Source organism: Nonomuraea sp. NPDC059194, assembly GCF_042754765.1.
Taxonomy (GTDB): domain Bacteria; phylum Actinomycetota; class Actinomycetes; order Streptosporangiales; family Streptosporangiaceae; genus Nonomuraea.
The window spans coordinates 84374-103355 of record NZ_JBHZBH010000007.1; the positions used below are offsets into that span (position 1 = coordinate 84374).

General features: G+C 71.2%; 20 protein-coding genes. 8 read left to right on the forward strand and 12 right to left on the reverse strand.

Annotated features, from left to right (window positions below):
- Positions 1 to 10: 10 nt before the first annotated feature.
- Positions 11 to 1195: a glycosyltransferase 87 family protein gene (locus ACFXJ8_RS12285; RefSeq protein ID WP_379643920.1), complete on the reverse strand. Its 1185-nt coding sequence runs from the start codon at positions 1193 to 1195 to the stop codon at positions 11 to 13.
- Positions 1196 to 1263: 68 nt separating this feature from the next.
- Between ACFXJ8_RS12285 and ACFXJ8_RS12290 the strand changes: the two genes are divergently transcribed.
- Complete coding sequence (locus ACFXJ8_RS12290; protein WP_379643921.1) at positions 1264 to 3477, forward strand: hypothetical protein; 2214 nt, start codon at positions 1264 to 1266, stop codon at positions 3475 to 3477.
- Here the strand turns inward: ACFXJ8_RS12290 and mptB are convergent.
- The 3 genes from mptB to ACFXJ8_RS12305 all read right to left on the reverse strand — a co-directional run bounded on the left by mptB (position 3377) and on the right by ACFXJ8_RS12305 (position 6067).
- Positions 3377 to 4816: a polyprenol phosphomannose-dependent alpha 1,6 mannosyltransferase MptB gene (gene mptB / locus ACFXJ8_RS12295; RefSeq protein ID WP_379643922.1), complete on the reverse strand. Its 1440-nt coding sequence runs from the start codon at positions 4814 to 4816 to the stop codon at positions 3377 to 3379. The two genes, ACFXJ8_RS12290 and mptB, sit on opposite strands and share 101 nt — an antisense overlap.
- A 190-nt stretch (positions 4817 to 5006) precedes the next feature.
- A complete protein-coding gene (locus tag ACFXJ8_RS12300) occupies positions 5007 to 5723 on the reverse strand; it encodes a glycosyltransferase family 2 protein (protein WP_379643923.1) in 717 nt (238 codons plus the stop codon).
- Complete coding sequence (locus ACFXJ8_RS12305) at positions 5720 to 6067, reverse strand: STAS domain-containing protein (RefSeq protein ID WP_358129344.1); 348 nt, start codon at positions 6065 to 6067, stop codon at positions 5720 to 5722. Before ACFXJ8_RS12305 ends, ACFXJ8_RS12300 begins: the two co-directional genes overlap by 4 nt.
- 159 nt (positions 6068 to 6226) lie before the next feature.
- Here ACFXJ8_RS12305 and ACFXJ8_RS12310 point away from each other — a divergent pair, with 159 nt between their 5' ends.
- Positions 6227 to 6622 (forward strand): hypothetical protein, encoded by a 396-nt coding sequence (locus ACFXJ8_RS12310; protein WP_379643924.1) that lies wholly within the window; start codon positions 6227 to 6229, stop codon positions 6620 to 6622.
- 346 nt (positions 6623 to 6968) lie between these two features.
- A complete protein-coding gene (locus tag ACFXJ8_RS12315; RefSeq protein ID WP_379643925.1) occupies positions 6969 to 7169 on the forward strand; it encodes a DUF5708 family protein in 201 nt (66 codons plus the stop codon).
- Here the strand turns inward: ACFXJ8_RS12315 and xylB are convergent.
- From xylB to ACFXJ8_RS12335, 4 genes are all read right to left on the reverse strand, one after another.
- Complete coding sequence (gene xylB, locus ACFXJ8_RS12320) at positions 7166 to 8602, reverse strand: xylulokinase (protein WP_379643926.1); 1437 nt, start codon at positions 8600 to 8602, stop codon at positions 7166 to 7168. The two genes, ACFXJ8_RS12315 and xylB, sit on opposite strands and share 4 nt — an antisense overlap.
- Complete coding sequence (gene xylA, locus ACFXJ8_RS12325) at positions 8599 to 9744, reverse strand: xylose isomerase (RefSeq protein WP_379643927.1); 1146 nt, start codon at positions 9742 to 9744, stop codon at positions 8599 to 8601. Before xylA ends, xylB begins: the two co-directional genes overlap by 4 nt.
- Before the next feature lie 66 nt (positions 9745 to 9810).
- Positions 9811 to 9996 (reverse strand): hypothetical protein, encoded by a 186-nt coding sequence (locus ACFXJ8_RS12330; RefSeq protein ID WP_379643928.1) that lies wholly within the window; start codon positions 9994 to 9996, stop codon positions 9811 to 9813.
- A 63-nt stretch (positions 9997 to 10059) separates the two neighbouring features.
- Positions 10060 to 10509, reverse strand: coding sequence for a MarR family winged helix-turn-helix transcriptional regulator (locus ACFXJ8_RS12335; RefSeq protein ID WP_379643929.1), 450 nt, complete (start codon positions 10507 to 10509; stop codon positions 10060 to 10062).
- A 39-nt stretch (positions 10510 to 10548) separates the two neighbouring features.
- Between ACFXJ8_RS12335 and ACFXJ8_RS12340 the strand changes: the two genes are divergently transcribed.
- From ACFXJ8_RS12340 to ACFXJ8_RS12360, 5 genes are all read left to right on the forward strand, one after another.
- Positions 10549 to 11055, forward strand: a complete 507-nt coding sequence (locus ACFXJ8_RS12340) for a VOC family protein (RefSeq protein ID WP_379643930.1) — start codon at positions 10549 to 10551, stop codon at positions 11053 to 11055.
- Positions 11056 to 11093: 38 nt separating this feature from the next.
- A complete protein-coding gene (locus ACFXJ8_RS12345) occupies positions 11094 to 11489 on the forward strand; it encodes a hypothetical protein (RefSeq protein WP_379643931.1) in 396 nt (131 codons plus the stop codon).
- A gap of 370 nt (positions 11490 to 11859) precedes the next feature.
- Entirely contained in the window at positions 11860 to 12507 is a 648-nt protein-coding gene (locus ACFXJ8_RS12350; RefSeq protein ID WP_379643932.1) for a DUF998 domain-containing protein, read from the forward strand.
- A gap of 145 nt (positions 12508 to 12652) precedes the next feature.
- A complete protein-coding gene (locus tag ACFXJ8_RS12355; RefSeq protein WP_379643933.1) occupies positions 12653 to 15049 on the forward strand; it encodes a nitrate- and nitrite sensing domain-containing protein in 2397 nt (798 codons plus the stop codon).
- A complete protein-coding gene (locus ACFXJ8_RS12360; RefSeq protein WP_379643934.1) occupies positions 15046 to 15459 on the forward strand; it encodes a DUF742 domain-containing protein in 414 nt (137 codons plus the stop codon). The genes ACFXJ8_RS12355 and ACFXJ8_RS12360 overlap by 4 nt, the downstream gene beginning before the upstream one ends.
- Here the strand turns inward: ACFXJ8_RS12360 and ACFXJ8_RS12365 are convergent.
- The 4 genes from ACFXJ8_RS12365 to ACFXJ8_RS12380 are packed head-to-tail and all read right to left on the reverse strand — an operon-like array spanning position 15437 to position 18825.
- On the reverse strand, positions 15437 to 16015 hold the full coding sequence (locus ACFXJ8_RS12365; RefSeq protein WP_379643935.1) for an ATP/GTP-binding protein: 579 nt from the start codon (positions 16013 to 16015) through the stop codon (positions 15437 to 15439). The genes ACFXJ8_RS12360 and ACFXJ8_RS12365 overlap by 23 nt on opposite strands.
- Complete coding sequence (locus ACFXJ8_RS12370; protein WP_379643936.1) at positions 15996 to 16358, reverse strand: DUF742 domain-containing protein; 363 nt, start codon at positions 16356 to 16358, stop codon at positions 15996 to 15998. Before ACFXJ8_RS12370 ends, ACFXJ8_RS12365 begins: the two co-directional genes overlap by 20 nt.
- Complete coding sequence (locus ACFXJ8_RS12375; protein WP_379643937.1) at positions 16355 to 16756, reverse strand: roadblock/LC7 domain-containing protein; 402 nt, start codon at positions 16754 to 16756, stop codon at positions 16355 to 16357. Before ACFXJ8_RS12375 ends, ACFXJ8_RS12370 begins: the two co-directional genes overlap by 4 nt.
- Complete coding sequence (locus ACFXJ8_RS12380; RefSeq protein WP_379643938.1) at positions 16753 to 18825, reverse strand: nitrate- and nitrite sensing domain-containing protein; 2073 nt, start codon at positions 18823 to 18825, stop codon at positions 16753 to 16755. The genes ACFXJ8_RS12375 and ACFXJ8_RS12380 overlap by 4 nt, the downstream gene beginning before the upstream one ends.
- Between the last annotated feature and the right edge of the window lie 157 nt (positions 18826 to 18982).

Consider the following 18982-nt stretch of genomic DNA (forward strand, 5'->3'; position numbering starts at 1 on the left):
ACCAAGAGTGTCACAAGATCTGGCGTCGTTTGGGCAACCAGACGCCGAGCAGCCAGACGAGGGCGATCGCGCCGAGTCCGTAGCCGTTCTGCACGATCTTTCCGATGACGGGGCTGACGACCGGGATGTCCGCCGCCTTGATCGCCACGCCCCACCAGGGGATCGGCACCACGTAGTAGAGCCACACGCCGACCGCGACGCGCAGCCGTACGACGTCGTGGCCGGTGCCGACCAGCGCGCCGAGGACGACCACCACCCAGGCCAGGTGGTGGATCCACGCCACGGGCGACAGCAGGACGGCCATCAGGCCGACCAGCGCGACGGAGGTCATGAGGTCGCCCCTGTCGAGGGCCTGCTTGGCGAAGCGGAAGCCGTACCACGCGACGACGGCGACGAGCGCGAGCCACAGCGCCGACGTCAGCCAGTCGGGCAGGTAGAGCCTGATCAGCATGCCGCGCATCGACTGGTTGGTGGTGGCGGCGTTCGCGCCGAGGCGCTCGGGGTCGAGCAGCGCCCTGAACCAGAAGTCGACCGAGTCGCGGGGGATGACCGCGAACGGCATGAGCGTGAACACCGCCGTGCTGAACGTCGCCATCCAGAACGTCTTCCACTGCCTGGTGACCAGCAGGTAGATCAGGAAGACGCCGGGGGTGAGCTTCACCGCCGCGGCCAGCCCGATCAGGAACCCGCGCGGCCACCACGGCCGCTTGGCCACGCAGTCGGCCAGGCACAGCGCCACCAGCAGGATGTCGACCTGCCCGAAGCGCACCTGGTCGCGGATCGGCATCAGGTACGCGCACGCGACCATCAGGAACGCGAACACCAGCGGGTTCCTGTTCACCTGCCGGAACGCGAAGCCGACGGTCACGGCCAGCGCGGCGTAGACGCCGGCCGTCCACACCCACTGCGCGGTCTCCCACGACATCCACGCCAGCGGTACGGCCAGCAGCGCCGCGACCGGCGGATAGGTGAACGGCAGCAGCTGCGGCGCGGGGGTGAAGAAATCGTAGACGGGGCGCCCCTCCAGCACCATCCGCCCGCCCGTACGGTAAACGTCGAGGTCGACCAGGCGCTGGTCGTCGGCGTTGGTCAGCCACGTCTCGACCAGCGGCCACACGGCCAGCGCGACGAGAAGCGCGGCCAGCGGCCACAGCCACCACCGTCGCCCGAGCGAGGGCACTGCACCACCTGTCACGATGTGGCACGTTACCGTGGTCCAACCGATCGAGGGCGCTGACTGTGCTGACCACCGGGGGTCCCGCCATGCCGCACCGCACCCTGGCACGCCTGTGCCTGGGCCTGCTCGCCGTGCTCGCCACCGTCATGGGGGCGAGCCCTGCGCTGGCGTCCCACGCCCCCGCGCAGGCGAGGGTGCTGGCCGCCTCCGCGCAGGCGCGGGTGGCGGTCATCGGGGTGCCGGGGCTGGAGTGGCGCGATCTGGATCCCAAGCTCACCCCTCGGCTGTGGCGGCTGGTCGGCGAGGGCGCGTCGGCCTCGCTGTCCACGAGGGTGGTGCCGCCGCCGAACAGGGGGACCTCGTGCCCCATGGCGGGGTGGCTGACGGTCTCGGCCGGTCAGCGGGCCGGAGCTCCCGGGTGCGAGCTGCCCCGTCCGCCCGTCGGTGGGACGGTCTCCGGCTGGGCCGAGCTGACGGCCTTCCAGTCGACGACCGGCTACAACGCGGTGCTCGGCACGCTCGGCCAGGCCGTCGCCTACGCGGGCGGCAAGGTGGCGGCCATCGGGCCCGGCGCGGCGCTTGGCGCGGCCGACAAGGCCGGGCGGGTGCCCCACTACGCGGCCACCCCCGAGGAGCTGACCGATCCCGCCTCCTTCGACCTGCTGGTGATGGAGGCCGACGCGCTCGCCGCCCGCTGGAACCTCCAGCCGCGCGACGCCGACGGTGTCCCCGCCGACCTCTCCCCGATGGACCGGCGGGTGGCCGCCGCCAACGCCGACCGCCGGATCGGTGGCTTCGTCGACCGGCTGCCGCCCGGCACCACGGTCCTGGTCGCGGGCCTGTCCGACACCTCGGGGGCGGCGCAGCTCCACGTCGCCCTCGCCAAGGGGTCGCCGTTCCGCCACGGCCTGCTGACCGCCGCCTCCACCCGCCAGGACGGGCTGGTCACGATCACCGACGTGACCGCGACCGCGCTGCGCCTGCTCGGCATCGAGCGTCCGGCCGGGGCGGTCGGCAGAACGTGGGAGAACGACGGCTCCGCACCGCCCACGGTCGCGGAGACCGTCGCCACGCTCGCCGACCAGAACCTGGCCAGCCAGGTGCTCCGCGAGGTGAGAGGGCCGTTCTTCGCGGTCTTCGTGGCGGTTCAGGTGCTCTTCTACGCGGTCGCCGCGATCGTCCTGCGCCGCCGCAGATCGACCGCACCGAAGGCGGCTCCCGACGCGGCCGCCTCGCGGGTGCTGGTGGCCGTCCAGGTGGTCGCGGTGCTCAGCGGGTCGGTCGCGGTGGCCACCTTCCTGGCCCAGCTCGTGCCGTGGTGGAGCGTGGGCGGGCCGATGGCCGCACTGATCGTCACGATCCTGGCCATCGCCGGGGTCATCACCGGGCTCGCCTTCGCGGGCCCCTGGCGTACCCACGTATTGGGGCCGCTGACCGTCGTGGCCGGCATCACCTCGCTGGCGCTGGTCCTCGACGTCATGACCGGCTCCACGCTGCAGGTCAACGCCGTCACCGGCTACGAGCCGGTCACCGGAGGCCGCTTCTACGGCTTCAGCAACATCGCCTTCGCCGTGTGCGCGACCGGCACGATCCTCGCGCTGGCAGGTGTCGCCTCGTGGCTGCTCGGCCGCCTGTCGAGGCCGCTGGTCGTGCTGCTGTGCGCCGCCTACGGAGCTTTCGCCGTGTTCGCCGACGGCTGGCCGGGGTGGGGCGCCGACTTCGGCGGGGTTCCGGCGTTCGTGACCGGGCTCGCCGTCTTCCTCATCCTGCTGTCGGGCCGCAAGGTGTCGTTGGTCAAGCTGGTGCTGGTGGGGCTCGCGGGCGCCGCCCTCATCGGGGCCATCGCGTTCGCCGACTGGCTACGGCCCGCCGACCAGCGCACCCACCTCGGCACGTTCATCCAGCAGATCATCGACGGGGAAGCGCTGACCGTGGTGTGGCGGAAGTTCAGCTCGATGATCGGCATCACCGTCGGCAACTGGCAGCTGACCCTGCTGTCGCTGGTGGCGCTGGCGTTCCTGTTCTTCGTGCTGGACCGGCCCTCGCGGTGGGGCGCCTCCGCGCTCGGCCGCGCCTACGGCTTCGCGCCCACCCTGCGCGCCGGCCTGTTCGGAGCGCTGACCTGCGCCTTCGTCGGGTTCCTCGTCAACGACTCGGGCATCGCGATCCCCGCCATGGCGTTGACGGTCGCGGTGCCGCTCACTCTGGCCGCGTGCGTGCGCGCGCTCCAGCTCGCCACGCCCACCACCCAAGACCCGCCGTCAGCGCCAGCAGCAGCCACGGCACCACCTGCGCCCTGACGACCGTCGTCAGCCACGCCAGGTCATCGGGCTGGGCCTCGACCCTCGCGGGCAGGTAGGCCAGCGACAGCATCGTGAGATGGCCGACGAGGAAGAGCTCCACCCCCGAGGCTGCCAGCATGGCCACCAGCGCGAACGCCAGCCCGTCGTACCAGGGCAGGATGTACGGCGTGGCGAACACGTACGCCACGACCAGCACCGCCGCCACCCGCACCGCGTCGGCGGGCGGTCGCCACAGCCTGAACAGCGCCCACGCCAGCAGCGCCATCACGACGAACGCGCCGACCTGGATCTCGCCCCGGTAGGCGCTGCCCGTGCCGACGACGGCCTGCAGCCCGCCCTGGACGAGCCTCCAGAACGAGGCCAGCGAGATCGCCTTGCCCGCCCTGCTGACCTGGTCGAAGGCGTGGCCGCCGGCCCACAGGTAGCCCGCGCCCGCCACGGCCAGCGCCGTACCCGCGACCAGCGCCAGGCGCTTGGGACGGCGGCGCAGCTCCCACGCGGGGCCCAGCGCGACGAGACCGGCGTTGAGCTTCACCGCCACGCCGAGCCCGAGCATCACCCCCGTCGTGGCCGTGCCGTTCAGCACCAGGGCGGCCACCATGAAGGCGATCGCCAGCGTGTCCACGTGGAGGCCCGCCACGAGCTGGTACAGCAGCAGCGGGTTGGCCGTCCACAGCAGCGCCGCCCGCCACCGCAGGGCCGGGTCGGCGCGGGTGAAGCGGTCGAGCAGCAGCCCCGTCGCGATGAACGCAGCCGCGTTGACCAGCGCGAGCACGAAGATCGTCAGCCGGACGGAGTCGCCACCGATCCAGCTCGTCAGCGCCTGGACGGCCGTGGCGACAGGGCCGTAGACGCTGGGCTCCTCTCGCCACGGCTGCTCCACCGCCGCCGCGACGGGGTCGCCGGGCAGGTCGACCGCGCCGTGGGCGTAGGGGTCGAGGCCGAGCGTGACCATGCGGCCGTAGGCGGCGTAGTTGAGATGGTCGGCCGAGCCGGAAGGCGGCAGGAAGGCGAGCACCGCGGCGGCGACGCAACCGGCCATGACCAGGCCGCGGGTGAACCGCGCGGACGGGATCGCGCGGCTGCCGAGCGCCCAGAACAGCCCGAGCCCACCGACCACGATGGCGAGCGCCCCGAGCGCGACGACGAGGTGCGGCGCGGGGTGGACATCGAGCGAGTACGGCGGCTGCCACGCCGGTCCCGGCAGCCCCGGGACCATCGCCGAGGGGCCGAGCAGCCCGATCGTCATCGTCAGCAGGACGGACACGGCGATGAGCGCGAGGGCGGCGAACCCGGCCGACGTGGGCCTGGGCTCGGTTCCCGCCTGCGATGTCACCCGGAAATTCCAGCACATCATCAGCAGCACTCACGCCCGGCCGTCACCCGCCACCCCGTCCCGGCCCTCTGCGGTGGCTCCGGACCTTGCGGTGGTCCCTCTTCGTGCGGTGACCCCGGCACTCGGGACACGGCGGTATCGGCGCTCCTCGACCGCTGGCGCCGGGATTCGGTCTGGCCGAAAACGGCGGTCAGAGGCGGATCTTGGCCAGGTTGTCCCTGATCACCGGCTCGCGTACGGCCAGCGCCCGCGCCACGTCCCGAAGCTGACGCGCCCGATGCAGTTGCGCCCGCCAGTCGGTGCCGGTCGCGCGATGGGCCATGTCCACCTCGACCTCCACCACCCTGAACCCCTTGCGCACCAGGTCGATGGTCAGCGCCGTCTCCACGCCGAACCCGTGCGCCAGCGGCCTGGCCGCCTCGAAGGCCTCCCTCGTCAGGCAGCGCTGCCCGTTGAGCGGCTGGGCGGTGGTGAAGCCGGACGCCCGTTTGATCCCGTCGCGCGCCAGGCGGACCACGATGCCGTGGCCGCCCAGCTTGACCCGGGTGGCGAAGACCGCGATGGTCATGTCCGCCTCCCCGGCGCGCACCGGCTCCACCAGGGCGGAGGCGGCGCGGGCGGTGTCGCCGAGGTCGGCGTCGAGGAACAGCAGATGCCTGGGCGTCGGCCCGTCGAGCAGCCGCACCGCCTCGGCACCGCTCTCCATCGCGCCGGCCTTGCCGCGGTTGCGGCTGTGCCGTACCACCCGGGCGCCCGCCGCGCGTGCGACCCTGCCCGTCTGGTCGGTCGAACCGTCGTCGACGACCACGACGAGATCGACGCCCGGCAGGTCCATGGCCGCGGCCACGGTCGCGCCGATGCGGTCGGCCTCGTCCTTGGCAGGGATGACGACCGCTGTGTCCGTCACGAGCCCTCGGAGATCAGCAGCTCCTCGGGCACTTCCTCGTGCACGGTGAAGACCGAGTCGAGGCCCGTGACCTGCAGAATCTTTCGTACGGCAGGCCGCGGCGCGGCGACCTCGAACTGCCCGCCACGCTCCCTCACCCGCTTGAGCGCCGAGAGCAGCACGTTCATCCCTGTGGAATCGCAGAAATCCACGAGGGACATGTCGATGACCACACGGGTGGGCCCTTCCTGCAGTAGTCGGGTGAACTCCGACTGCAGGCGGGGCGCCGTGTACAGGTCGATTTCACCGGCGATCGCCACGAGGGCGTGGCCGGCATGTGATCGAGTCGAGACCTTGAGCTCCACATGGGCAGGCTAGCGGCGCTGAGGCTCTGGGTCACGTTCTCACGCCGATAGGGAGCGGTCGGGTTTTTGTCCCCCGTTTCGGCCTCATGAAAACGCTGAGTGCGCGAAGCTTGACACTATGAAACCGGTGCGCGGCCGGGCCCGTCGGGGGAGGTAGCCATGAACGATGATCACCTGGAGGACCCACTCCGTCTCCGACTACGCGAGCACCTGGAGGTCCTGCGGCTCCGCGCCGAGAAATCCGCTTCGTGGCGCGAGGAGACCAGACGGCTGCGCAGCCTGGTCAATCTCGAGGGGTTCGTCCCCATCCGCACACGTTTGTCATCCGAGGATCTCGACTTCCTCGCCGACGCCCGCGACGATCTGCTGACGTTCGCGCAGCTCGGGCTGCGGCTGCTGGACCTGCACCAGCCGCGCGACGCGGGCGGCATCACCAGCGACACGGCCCACCCGATCCTGCGCTGTCGCAGCTGCATGTGGCGCTGGCCGTGCCCGACGTTCCGCGCGTTCACCGACTCGTTCGAGGAAACCAGCGACCTGCCCGAGTCCGCCTGACGACCCTCCCACGACCCGCCCCACGATGCTTCCCTACCCGCTCCCCGACAGCGGGCCGATCTTGGGGCGGCGGCCCACGGTCCTTCCCCACCGGCTCCCCCGCAGCGGACTGACCTGCCCCTACTCACTCCTGGGGCGGGCGGCTCACGGTCCTTCCTACCCGCGCGGCGAGGACGAGCCTGCCGTACCGAGAGACCGTCTTTCCGCGCATCACATGAATGAGCCCTGATAACCAGGCGGGTCAGTCGAAAGATGTAGGTCGATCTCGGCATCTCGCAGGAAGCCTGGGGCTCGGGCCCTCGTTAGCGTTGGGGCATCACGTTCCCCGCGATCGAAAGAGGTTCTCATGGGCTCCGCGCGCAAGACGCTGCTCACCGGTCTGGCCACGTTCGTGGCCGGGTTGGCGCTGTGGTTGTTCGGGCTCGACGTGGAGATCGTGGTGTTCACGCCCTCGAAGATCGGTGTGATCCTGATGGTCGTCGGTGGGCTGGAGACGCTCTGGGGGGTCTACAAGATCGTGCGCGGCGAGGAGGCCGAGCGAGCCTAGGCGTTGCCGAACGTCATCCCCCGGGCCTCGGCGTAACGCTCGCGCAGCTCCGGGGTGGGGTCGGCCTCGTACGTCGAGGGTGAGCCCGTCGACCACTCAGGGGGTTCCGCGCCGCCCGACAGGAGCCAGGCCGCCTGCCTCGCCGCCCCGTCGGCGACGTACTCGCCAGGGGGCGGGACGACCAGGGGACGGCCGAAGACGGTGGGAGCGATGCGCCTGACCGCCTCGGATCGCGCGCCGCCGCCGATCAGCAGGACCCGGCGCGGGGTGAGGCCGAGCGCGTCGAGGGCGTCGGCGAGGCCGCAGAGCATGCCCTCGACCGCCGCGCGCGCCAGATGGGCGGGCGTGGACGTGGACAGGCGCAGGCCGTGGAGGGCTCCTGCGGCGTGGGGGAGGTTGGGGGTGCGCTCGCCCTCCAGGTACGGCACCAGCGTCAGCCCGTCGGCCCCTGGAGGCGCCTGAAGGGCCAGGGAACCCAGCTCGTCCAGCGGGACGCCGAGCATCGCGGCAGCCGCGTCGAGGACTCTGGCCGCGTTGAACGTGCACACCAGGGGCAGGAAGCGTCCCGTGGCGTCGGCGAACCCCGCCACCTGGCCGCCGGTGTCCCGGCTGGGCGTGTCGGTGACGGCGAACACGGTGCCCGAGGTGCCGATGGACACGACGACGTCGCCCGGCCGCGCGCCTACGCCGAGGGCGGCCGCCATGTTGTCCCCTGTGCCGGCGGCCAAGGGGATCCCCGCCGGAATGCCGAGGTCGCCGGCCACCCCGGGGGACACGCGGGGGTGGAGGGCGCCGGTCCTTCCGGGGGTGGCGGCGGGGGCGAGGACGCGGGGGAGGAGGGGGACCGCGCCGAAGGCGGTCTTCAGCAGGTCCTCGCGGTAGGCGCCGGTGATGGGCGACCAGTAGCCGGTGCCCGAGGCGTCCCCCCTGTCGGTGGTGAGGCTCTCCAGCCCGCGCGCGCCCATGAGCCGCCAGGTGAGCCAGTCGTGCGGCAGGCACACCGCCGCCGTGCGGGCGGCGTGGTGGGGCTCGTGGGTGGCCAGCCACCGCAGCTTGGCGATCGTGAACGAGGCCACGGGCACGCTGCCCACTGCCTCGGCCCAGGCTCGCGCACCCAGGGAGGCCACCAGCTCTGCGGCGGCTCCCGCGGAGCGGGTGTCGTTCCAGAGCAACGCGTCGCGCACGACCCGCCCCGACTCGTCGAGGCAGACCATGCCGTGCTGCTGGCCGGCCACGCTGCTGGCGGCGACGTCGTCGAGGCCGCCCGCCGCCTCGATCGCCGACAGCAGCGCGTTCCACCAGTGGGCCGGGTCGATCGAGGTGCCGTCGGGGTGAGCGGCCCTGCCCTGGCGTACCAGCGCGCCCGTCGCCGCGTCCCTGATGACGATCTTGCAGCTCTGGGTGGAGGAGTCGACGCCCGCGACGAGTGTCACCCGCGCACGCCCAGCAGGTGTTCGAGAGCGAGCTGGTTGAGACGGGAGAAGTGGAAGCCGCGCAGAGCGGCTGCGTCGGGGTCGAAGTCGTCGGCGGCCAGGTCGGCGACGGTCTCGCCGGGCGCCATGGTGGGCTGGGCCAGCTCGTCGACGCGGGAGGCGGCCAGCGCCTCCTGGACCTCGGGGTCGGCCCTGAAGGCCCTGGCCTTCTCGCGCAGGATCAGGTAGGTGCGCATGTTGGCGGCAGCCGACACCCACACGTCCTCGGCGTCGTCGGTGCGTGCCGGCTTGTAGTCGAAGTGGCGGGGGCCGTCGTAGCCGCCGTGCTCCAGCAGGTCGACCAGGAAGAACGCGCTCTTCACGTCGCCGTGGCCGAAGACGAGGTCCTGGTCGTAGCGCGGGCCGTGCTGGCCGTTGAGGTCGATGTGGAACAGCTTGCCGTGCCACAGCGCCTGCGCGATGCCGTGGACGACGTTGAGGCCCGCCATCTGCTCGTGGCCGACCTCGGGGTTGAGCCCGACGAGCTCGGGGTGTTCGAGGGAGTTGATGAACGCCAGGGCGTGGCCGATCGTCGGGAGCAGGATGTCGCCGCGCGGCTCGTTGGGCTTGGGTTCGATCGCGAACCTGATGTCGTAGCCCTTGTCGATCACGTACGCTGCCAGGACGTCCATGGCCTCCTTGTAGCGGGCCAGCGCGGACCTGATGTCCTTGGCCGCGTCGGACTCGGCGCCCTCGCGCCCTCCCCAGCACACGTAGGTCGTCGCGCCCAGCTCGGCGGCCAGGTCGAGGTTGCGGATGACCTTGCGGATGGCGTGGCGGCGCACGTCGCGGTCGTTGCTGGTGAAGGCGCCGTCCTTGAACACCGGGTGGGTGAACAGGTTGGTGGTCGCCATCGGAACCTTCAGCCCGGTCTCGCCCAGCGCCTTCTTGAACGCCGCCACCGCCCTGTCCCTGTCGGGCTCGGTGGCCAGCAGGTCGTCGTCGTGGAAGGTGACGCCGTAGGCGCCGAGCTCGGCCAGCCTGTGCACGCTCTCCACCGGGTCGAGGGGCGCCCTGGTGGCGTCGCCGAACGGGTCGCGCGCCTGCCAGCCGACCGTCCACAGGCCGAAGCTGAACCGGTCGTCGGGGGTGGGATCGTACATGGCGTCTCCCAATTAGTTTGGACTACCGCCTAATCCTGTGACGGATGTCCTGGGAGGTCAAGGTGGTCACAGCCCCGACGGGTCGCGCCCCACGCTGATCTCCTCGGCGATCCTGCGGATCTCGGGCGCCGAGATGCCGGGCGCCTGGGGCAGATGCCTTGCCAGCGCGGCCATCACGACCGGCACCGGCTGCCCGGCGAACCTGGCCGCGATCACGTGGACCGCCTGGAAGAGCTGCCTGTCGTCGTGCATCGTCCGCCCCTTCTCCGTGGATGTCCCCGGGGTACGGTACGGCCTGCCACCGACACTTTCGCGCTACGACTCCAGGGTTTTCCGCACCGCCGTACAGATGTCGTCGAGCTGGGCGACCTGCTCGGGGGTGAGGGCGTCGAACAGGCTGCGCCGTACCTCCTCGACGTGGCCGGGCGCGGCGGCGGCCAGGGCCGCGAACCCGGCGTCGGTGAGCTGGGCGACGTTGCCGCGCCGGTCGGCCGCGCACGGGCCGCGGCGCACCCAGTCGCGCTCCTCCAGCCGGGCGACCGCGTGGGACAGGCGGCTCTGGGACGACTGCGCCCTGCGGGCCAGCTCGTGCATGCGCATCGAGCGGTCCGGCGCCTCGGAGAGGGCCACGAGGATCATGTAGTAGGTGTGCGGCATGCCCGCCTCGCGCTGGAGCTGCCGGTCGAGCGCCTCCTGGACGAGCTGGGTCACGGCCAGGTAGTTGCGCCAGGTGCGCTGCTCGTCGTCGTCCAGCCATCGGGTCATGCATTCAGTTTACTTGAACTCTCATCTATATTGGGTGTTATGCCGGTACAACGCCTGAACCATGCCGTTCTTTACGTCCGCGACGTCGAGCGCAGCGTCGCCTTCTACCGCGAGGCCCTCGGCTTCGAGGTGGTCATGAGCATGCCGGGGGCGGCCTTCCTACAGGCCGAGGGCTCCAGCAACGACCACGACCTCGGCCTGTTCCAGATCGGCGCGCAGGCGGGCCCCTCGTCCGCCGGGCGCTCGACCGTCGGCCTCTACCACCTGGCCTGGGAGGTGGACACGCTGGAGGAACTCCAGCGCATCGCGGCCAAGCTGGGCGAGCTCGGCGCGCTGGCGGGCGCGTCCGACCACTCCACGACCAAGGCCCTGTACGCCAAGGACCCCGACGGGCTGGAGTTCGAGGTCTCGTGGCTGCTTCCGGCCTCCCTCGTCACCGAGGACGTCCTGGCCGCCCGCTCCACCATCAGGCCGCTGGATCTGGCCGCCGAGATCGAGCGGTACGGCGGGCGGACGCGCGGGGGCGTGGGCGTGTCCTTCGCGTAACCTGGTGGGTATCCGAACAATCTGTTTGGAGCACGACCATGCGAAGCGACCCTGATCACGTACTCGACGCCATCGACGGCGTCGTGGAGGACTGGGAGAGTCTGAGCGCGGACTCGATGCGCTGGGCTCCTCCGGAAGACAAACCGGATAGCACGCCCGAGTTCCTGCGGGAGATGTCGGAGACCTTCGGCCCCGTCGCCACCACCTTCATGCAGGCCCTGCGCCCGCTGGGGGAGGCGGTGCTGCGGCCCCTGGCCGACTTCTTCGACAACGTCGGCTTCGTCGGCGAGGCCCCTGAGGGGATCTGGGACATCGAGGAGCAGGAGACGGCCTGCCAGTGCCTGTGCTTCAGGCATCCGGACCAGCCCGACATCTGCGCGGGGACGGTCGCCGCGGGCGTCCGGATCTGCGCCCCCTGCCGCGACGCCCTCTGACGCCCCTCTCGTTCGGGCTCATCCTGTACGGCGAAGCCGGGTTGAGCCCACCGTGGTCACTGGTATCCGCCCGTCCATCACGCGTGCTCCAGCGGGACTCCGGCCGCTCGCCGTCACGTCGCCTGCCCAACGGAAAGCAGGATTCCCTTTGGCGTGCCCGGCCTCCGGCGGGACCCTCTGAGGGCAGGCCTTGGGCTCCGGAGGGCAGGGGGGATTCGCGGAGGGGGCGGGGGCTCCGAAAACGGGTGGGATCCTTTGAAGGCGGGTTGGGGCTCCGGGAAAGACGGGCCGGGGATGTCGGGGTTGCCTCGGGGGTGTCTCAGGGGTGGCGCCGGATGGCGTGTGGGCCGTTACGCGCGATCGTCGAGTCATGGCCCCGCTGAAGAGGTTGTACCCGCTCCTCGCCTGCTCGCTGATCCTGTTCTCGGTCGTGGCGATCGTGGTCGGCCAGTTCGACCCCGATCCCTCCCTCGACCCGATGAACGTGACGATCAGCGAGTACGCCGTGGCCGACCGCGGGGGCGTCACGGAGGTGGCGATGGCGGTGATGGGCCTGGGCTCGTTCGCGTTGCTGGCTGGACTGCGGGGCGCGGGGGCGCCCGTCAGGGGCATGCCCGAACGGCTCATGACGGTGTGGAGCGGGGCTCTGTTCGTGGCGGCGATCATCCCCACCACACCGCTCGGCATGGACCTGACGCTCACCGCGCAGATCCACCGCTACGTGTCGGTGGCCGCGTTCGTCAGCCTGCCGCTGGCGGCGGTGCTGCTGGTGCCGAGGCTGGCCGCGGACGAGCGGTGGAAGGCGGTGGCCAGGCCGGTGGAGTGGCTGGCGCTGGCGGGCGGTCTCGGCGTGCTGGCGATCACCTACGTGGCGCTGCCCGGTGACCGGGTCATGATCGGACTGGTCGAGCGGGGGCTGCTGGCGGCCGAGGTGGCGCTGCTCGGGGTGCTGGCGGCGCGGTTGGTCCACCTCCAGTGGGCCAGGCTGAGGGCCACCTCACTTGCCCCTATTTCCTGACATGTCACAACTTTCTCACGAATGAGAGAAGATTTTCGCTTAGCGCGGTGCTATTCTCTCCCGCGATCTCTCTACGGGAGCGGGTGTCATGGCATCGAGCAGATCCATACGATTCAAGATCGCTACCCTGCTCGTCGTCCCCTTGGTGTCTCTCGTAGCACTCTGGGGGTTCGCGGCCAGCACCACCGCCGGTGAGGCGCTCAACCTGCTGAAGGTCGACACCGTCTGGGGCGGCGTGATCAACGGCGCGGACACCATGGTGTTCAACCTCCAGCGGGAACGGCTGGCCACGGCCGAGCGGCTGGCGCGCACCGTGACGGGCGCGACCACGCTGGCCACCGCGCGCACCGAGACCGACAAGGCGCGCAGGCAGTTCGTCAAGAGCGCGAACTCCGACGACACGCAGTCGGCCCTCTCGCCTGACATGAAGGCCCAGCTCAGGGTGGTCATCGCGCAGATCGACCGGCTGGACGACATCAGAAGGCTCGCCGACGAGGGCCTGATGGCCCCTTCGCGGCTCGTCACGGACTACGCCGCGATCTCCGACGCGATCTACCGCCTGTACGGCACGTTCGCGCTGAGCACTGATGTCACCCTCTACCAGCAGGCCAACGGCGTGATCGCGGCCGAGCAGGCGCGCGAGCTGCTGCACCGCCAGCACACGCTGGTCGTCGCCACGCGCGGCAGCCTCAGCGCGTCCGACCGCGAGCTCCTGGCCCGGCTGGAGGGCGCCCGCACGCTGCAGTTCGACAAGGCGAGGGCCGAGCTGGACGGCGAGCTGCGCCAGCCGTTCGACACGCTGGCGGGCTCGCCGCAGTACCTCGTCATGCAGGGCACGATCACCTCGATGCTGTCGGGCGTCAGGCACGACATCGCCGACTGGCGCTCGACGGCCGACCCCGTGCTGAAGAACTACACCGAGGGCACCTGGGACGCGGGCGAGAAGCTGCTGAGCCGGATGGAGCCCGCGGGCATGGCCATCCTGGTGCGCGCGCTCGTCGCGGGCGTCATCGGCCTCCTCGCGGTCGCCTTCTCGATCTTCATCTCCATCAGGGTCGGCCGGGTCGTCACCACCGAGCTGGCCACGCTCCGCCGTACCGCGCTGGAGCTGGCGGAGATCCGGCTGCCGCGGGTGGTCGCGCGGCTGCGCGGCGGTGAGAGCGTCGACGTGGCGGCCGAGGCGCCGCCGATCGTCGTCGCGGCCATGGCCACCAGCGAGATCAAGGACCTGGCCACCGCCTTCGACAGCGTGCAGAGCACCGCCGTGGAGGCCGCGGTCGAGCAGGCCAGGATGCGCGAGGGCGTCGCGCTGGCGCTGCGCAACCTCGCCCGCCGCAGCCAGGGGCTGCTCCAGCGCCAGCTCAAGCTCCTGGACGGCATGCAGCGCGAGGCGGAGGACCCCGAGGCGCTGGAGAACCTGTTCAGGCTCGACCACCTCACCACCCGCATGCGCCGCCACGCCGAGGGCCTGGTGCTGCTGTCCGGCGGTACGGCGGGCCGCAAGTGGCGCGGCACCATCCCGATCGAGGACGTGCTGAACGGCGCCGCCGCCCAGGTCGAGGACTACACCAGGGTCCGCGTCTACCCGATGCCCGAATGCGGCGTCTCGGGCGGCGCCGTGGCCGACCTCATGCACCTGTTCGCCGAGCTCATGGAGAACGCGACCGTCTTCTCCTCCCCTGAGAACGAGGTGTCGATCAGGGGCGAGGTGGTCGCCAAGGGCTTCGCGGTCGAGATCGAGGACCGCGGGCTCGGCATGTCCGTCCAGGACCGCCAGGCGATCAACGCGCGGCTGGCGGGCCCGCAGGAGTTCGACGCCTCCCACACCGAGCGGCTCGGCTTCGCCGTCGTCGGCATGCTCGCCGCCCGGCACGGCGTGAGCGTGACGCTGAAGCATTCGCCGTACGGAGGGACCACGGCGATCGTGCTCATCCCGAACGCGCTCACCGAGGAGCTGCCGTCCATCGAGGCCCCGCAGGCGCCGAGGATCCAGGACAGGGTGCGCCCGATCAGGAGGGAGGGCGCGCCGGACCTGCCGCGCAGGACGCGGACCTCCCGCAGGGTCGACGTCAGCGTCGAGCGGATCGACGTGCCTGAGCCCCAGCCCGCGCCCGAACCCGCCGTCAGGGGGCCGTTCGAGGACGCCAAGCCACGAGGGCCCTTCGAGGCCGTCAAGGTACGGCCCCTGGCCGCTCCCACGCCGGTCGAGCCCGTCGAGGCCGAGCCCGTCGACCCTGCACCTCTCGACGGGGCCCCCACGGTGCTGCCCCGCAGGGGCGCCTTCGCCGAGGTGGCCGACGCCCCCACGGTCCTTCCCCGCAGAGGCGCGTTCGCCGAGCCCGCCGGCGGAGACGCGCCCGCCGTACTGCCCCGCAGGGTACGGCAGGCCAACCTGCCGCCCCGCCTGGCCCAGCAACCCAGCCCCCCACCCCAGGAACAGCCCGCTGACGAGCGCTCCCCCGAAGAGACCAGGGCACTGCTGTCGTCCCTGCAGTCGGGGTGGCAGCGTGGCCGTCAGGACAGCGAACAGGATGGGTCATGAGCGAGCCGAGCGAGGCAGTCGACGATCACGGCACGGGGGGCGAGATGGAGTGGGTGGACGAGGAGGCGGGGCCGGTCGTCAGGCCCTACGCCATGACCAGGGGGCGCACGAGGCCGTCGTCGTCATCGGTCGACCTGCTGTCGGTGGTCGCCTCGACGGGCGCGCCCGTGCCGTCACAGGCCGATCTGGGCTCGCAGCACCGGCGGCTGCTGGAGTACGTTTCGATGGGCCGTACCGGGCCGGTGGTGGAGGTCGCGTCGGAGACGGGGCTGCCGGTGGGCGTGGTGCGGGTGCTGCTCGCCGACCTGCTCGATCACGGGCTGATTCTGGTGCGGCCGCCGGTGCCGACGGCCGCCTCGCCTACGGAAAGCCTGCTGCGTGAGGTGATCAACGGGCTCCGGGCGCTGTGAGGGTCCTGAGCGAGTGCTCGACGAGCGAGATCATGACCTCCTTGGCGGAGGCGCGCCTGCGCACGTCGCACAGCAGGACGGGCACGTCGTCGTCCAGGTCGAGGGCGATCCGCACGTCCTCGACGCTGTGGGTGGCCGCGCCGTCGAAGCAGTTGACGGCGACCACGAACGGTGTGCCGCGCTGCTCGAAGTAGTCGATCGAGGGGAAGCAGTCGGTCAGCCGGCGGGTGTCGGCGATCACGACGGCGCCGAGCGCGCCGTAGGACAGCTCGTCCCACATGAACCAGAAGCGTTCCTGCCCTGGGGTGCCGAACAGGTAGACGACCAGGCCCTCGCGGATGGTGATCCGGCCGAAGTCCATGGCGACCGTGGTGGTGGTCTTGCCCTCCACGCCGTCGAGGTCGTCGACACCGACGCCGATGTCGGACAGCACCTCTTCGGTGCGCAGCGGCTTGATCTCGCTGATGGCGCCGACCAGGGTGGTCTTCCCCACGCCGAATCCGCCGGCGATGAGGATCTTCAGCGCTACGGGATCCTCAGAGAGCCCGGAGTCCATTGATCACTTCCTTGAGAATGCGCTCACTCGGACGTGGCCCTGCCGAGGTGGCCACCGAGATGAGGCCGTTGTCGCGCAGGTCGCCGAGTAAGACCCGGACGACGCCGACCGGCAGGTCGAGCTCGGCGGCCACGTCGGCCACCGAGATGGGGGTGCTGGCCGCGCGCAGGATCGCCTCCTGCTCGGGCCCGAGCCCCGCGGCGGACCCCTCGGCTGAGGCGGGATCCGTCGCGGTGACCATCGCGATCAGGTCGAGGTTAGCCCCTGACGAGCGGGTTCTACCCCGGATCAGAGCATAAGGCCGGACGAAGGGTCCGGCCTCCTCGTCCATCCACTGGTTCATGACACGCGGGGATTAGTCGAGATGTGCTGGCCGACACGCTTGACCAGCATCGCCATCTCGTAGGCGATGTGGCCGACGTCGGCGTCGGAGTTGGCCAGCACTGCCAGGCACGTGCCCTGGCCGGCGGCGGTCACGAACAGGAACGCCGCCTCCATCTCCACGATGGTCTGGCGCACGTCGCCGCCGCCGAAGTGGCGTCCGGCGCCGCGGGCCAGGCTCTGGAACCCGGCGGCGACGGCCGACAGGTGCTCGGCGTCCTCGCGGGACAGCCCCCGCGAGTAGCCGACCGCCAGGCCGTCGGTGGACAGGATCACCGCCTGTCTGACGGCGCCCACCCTGGTCGTGAGATCGTCGAGGAGCCAGTTCAGCTCGCCGGTGTTCGCAGTGGGTGTCGTCATAGGTCCCCCTCCTGGGCTTCTGCTTCTCGTCCGCGCTCGGTGCCCCGCTGGAAGGCGGAGAACAGGTCGCGTACCTCGTCTGGCGATCTTTCTGGGCGTGGATCTGGCTCTGGCTCGGGGGCCTTCAGTTGCGGTGCGATGTTGGCCTGCCTTACCCGCCTCGGCAGACCCTTGTGGGTCGGGGTCGTGGTCGTGCCGCCGACCAGCGCCAGGGGTTTCCTGTCGCGCTTGGGCGGCTCGGCCAGCGGTAGTGCGGTCCGTTCGACCAGCAGACCACGCGGGATCAGCACGATAGCGGTGGTTCCGCCGAACGGCGAGGCCCGTACGATCACGCTTATGCCATGCCTGGCCGCGAGCTTGGCCACGACGAACAGGCCGAGCCTGTCGCTGTCGGCCAGATCGAACTCGGGCGGGTCCACGAGCAGGCCGTTCAGCCTGGCGTACTCCTCGGGCGCGAGGCCGAGCCCCCGGTCCTCGATCTCGATCACGTAGCCGTTGCTGACCGCGTCGCCGCGCACCTGGACCATGGTGCTGGGCGGCGAGTAGATCGTGGCGTTCTCCATCAGCTCGGCGACCAGGTGGACGACGTCGGCCGCGGCGCCGCCGTCGACGGCGGCCTGCGGCAGGTGCTGGAGGGCGATCCTGGTGTAGTCCTCGACCTCGGCGACGGCGGCCCTGACGATGTCGATCGCGGGCACCGGCTTGCGCCACACCCGTCCTGGTGCCGAGCCGGACAGGATGATCAGGCCCTCGGCGTGCCGCCGCATGCGCGTGGTCAGATGGTCGAGGCGGAAGAGGTCTTCGAGCTCGTCAGGTTCGTGCGTACGGCGCTGCATGCCGTCGAGCAGGCCGAGCTGGCGGTGGAGCAGGCCCTGCTTGCGCCGGGCGAGGTTGAGGAAGACCTGGCTGATCCCGCGCCGCAGGTTCGCCTGGCCGACGGCGGCCTCGACCGCGGTGCGCTGCACGGCGGCGAACGCCTTGGCCACGTCGAGGATCTCGGCGGCGCCGCTGACCTTGAGCGGGGGCGCCTCCTTCCTGACGTTGACGTCCTCGCCGGCGCGCAGTCTGGCGACCAGCCGCGGGAGCCGTACCTCGGCCAGGTCGAGGGCGGCCGTCCTGAGCCCGGCGAGCTCGGAGGACAGGCGGCGGCCGAACCTGACGGAGATGACGATCGAGGCGATGACGGCCAGCAGGCCGACGCCGCCGGCGACCGCGATGCGCGTCACGACCGTGGTGGACACGCTCGCCGAGCGTTCGGCCAGGATCCGCGCGGACGTGGCGCTGAGCCGGTCGAGCTGGGCCGTCACCTCGGCGACCGGCTCGGTCCACTCCTCGGCGATGGGCGGCGGCCCGCCGGTGACCGCGATCCGCGACTCGGCCTCGGCGAACCTGGCGAAGGCCGGCCCGGCGAAGAACCGCTCGTACGGCGCGCGCAGTTCGGCGTCGAGCGTCGAGACCGCCCTGCTGTGCAGGAACCTGCGGGTGGCCACGTACTCGGTGAAGGCGGCCGACTCGGCCTCGGCCATCGTGCCGGTGGTGAGCACGGCGCCGACGAGCGCGCTCTCCCTGGAGATGATCTCGCGGGCGTTGCTCATCGCCTGCAGCGCGCTGGCCTGCTGGAAGATCGGCAGGTCGGGGACGGAGGTCAGCTGCTCGTAGAGGCGGAACAGCGTGTCGAGCAGGCGGTTGTAGGCGTCGATGGTGTGGAGGCGGGTCTCCAGACCGGTGTCGTGCGCGGCGCGGATGGCGTCGAGCCTGTTGAGCTCCGCGGTGGTGTCGCGCAGCGTCTTGCGCAGCCGGTCGTCGTCGGTGCCGGCGACGGCCTCGGTGAAGTCCGCCAGCGCGGTGTCGGTGCGCTCGCGCTGGGCGGTGAGCTCACGCCCGCGCTTGCCCATCGAGGTGGCCGAGGCGGCCCGCTCGGCCTGCAGCTGGAGCCCGAGGTCGGTGGAGGTGACACCGACGGTCTCGTACAGCGTGTTGGCGCGGAGGAGGGCCTGGCCGTCGCTCACGGTCAGGTTGAGGACGAAGCCCCAGAGCGCGCTCAGGGACAGGAGCGGCAGGAGCAGCAACAGAAAGATCTTGAACCGAATCGACCGGTTTCTCGAGCTCATGTCCCAACCTCGGAGTACCGAGGCGATTTCCACACTTTGTGTAAATACGCATCGGAAGATCGCACAGGAGACTAGCACCGATTATGTCTCTGGTGCAGTGGAGGAAGCCTATGAT

Bases quoted from the DNA above. Each gene is read 5' to 3' on its own strand.
- ACFXJ8_RS12290 (WP_379643921.1), top strand. From the start codon at position 1,264: ATGCCGCACCGCACCCTGGCACGCCTGTGCCTGGGCCTGCTCGCCGTG.
- ACFXJ8_RS12310 (WP_379643924.1), top strand. From the start codon at position 6,227: ATGAACGATGATCACCTGGAGGACCCACTCCGTCTCCGACTACGCGAG.
- ACFXJ8_RS12315 (WP_379643925.1), top strand. From the start codon at position 6,969: ATGGGCTCCGCGCGCAAGACGCTGCTCACCGGTCTGGCCACGTTCGTG.
- xylA (WP_379643927.1), bottom strand. From the start codon at position 9,744: ATGTACGATCCCACCCCCGACGACCGGTTCAGCTTCGGCCTGTGGACG.
- ACFXJ8_RS12330 (WP_379643928.1), bottom strand. From the start codon at position 9,996: ATGCACGACGACAGGCAGCTCTTCCAGGCGGTCCACGTGATCGCGGCC.
- ACFXJ8_RS12335 (WP_379643929.1), bottom strand. From the start codon at position 10,509: ATGACCCGATGGCTGGACGACGACGAGCAGCGCACCTGGCGCAACTAC.
- ACFXJ8_RS12340 (WP_379643930.1), top strand. From the start codon at position 10,549: ATGCCGGTACAACGCCTGAACCATGCCGTTCTTTACGTCCGCGACGTC.
- ACFXJ8_RS12345 (WP_379643931.1), top strand. From the start codon at position 11,094: ATGCGAAGCGACCCTGATCACGTACTCGACGCCATCGACGGCGTCGTG.
- ACFXJ8_RS12350 (WP_379643932.1), top strand. From the start codon at position 11,860: ATGGCCCCGCTGAAGAGGTTGTACCCGCTCCTCGCCTGCTCGCTGATC.
- ACFXJ8_RS12360 (WP_379643934.1), top strand. From the start codon at position 15,046: ATGAGCGAGCCGAGCGAGGCAGTCGACGATCACGGCACGGGGGGCGAG.
- ACFXJ8_RS12365 (WP_379643935.1), bottom strand. From the start codon at position 16,015: ATGGACTCCGGGCTCTCTGAGGATCCCGTAGCGCTGAAGATCCTCATC.
- ACFXJ8_RS12370 (WP_379643936.1), bottom strand. From the start codon at position 16,358: ATGAACCAGTGGATGGACGAGGAGGCCGGACCCTTCGTCCGGCCTTAT.
- ACFXJ8_RS12375 (WP_379643937.1), bottom strand. From the start codon at position 16,756: ATGACGACACCCACTGCGAACACCGGCGAGCTGAACTGGCTCCTCGAC.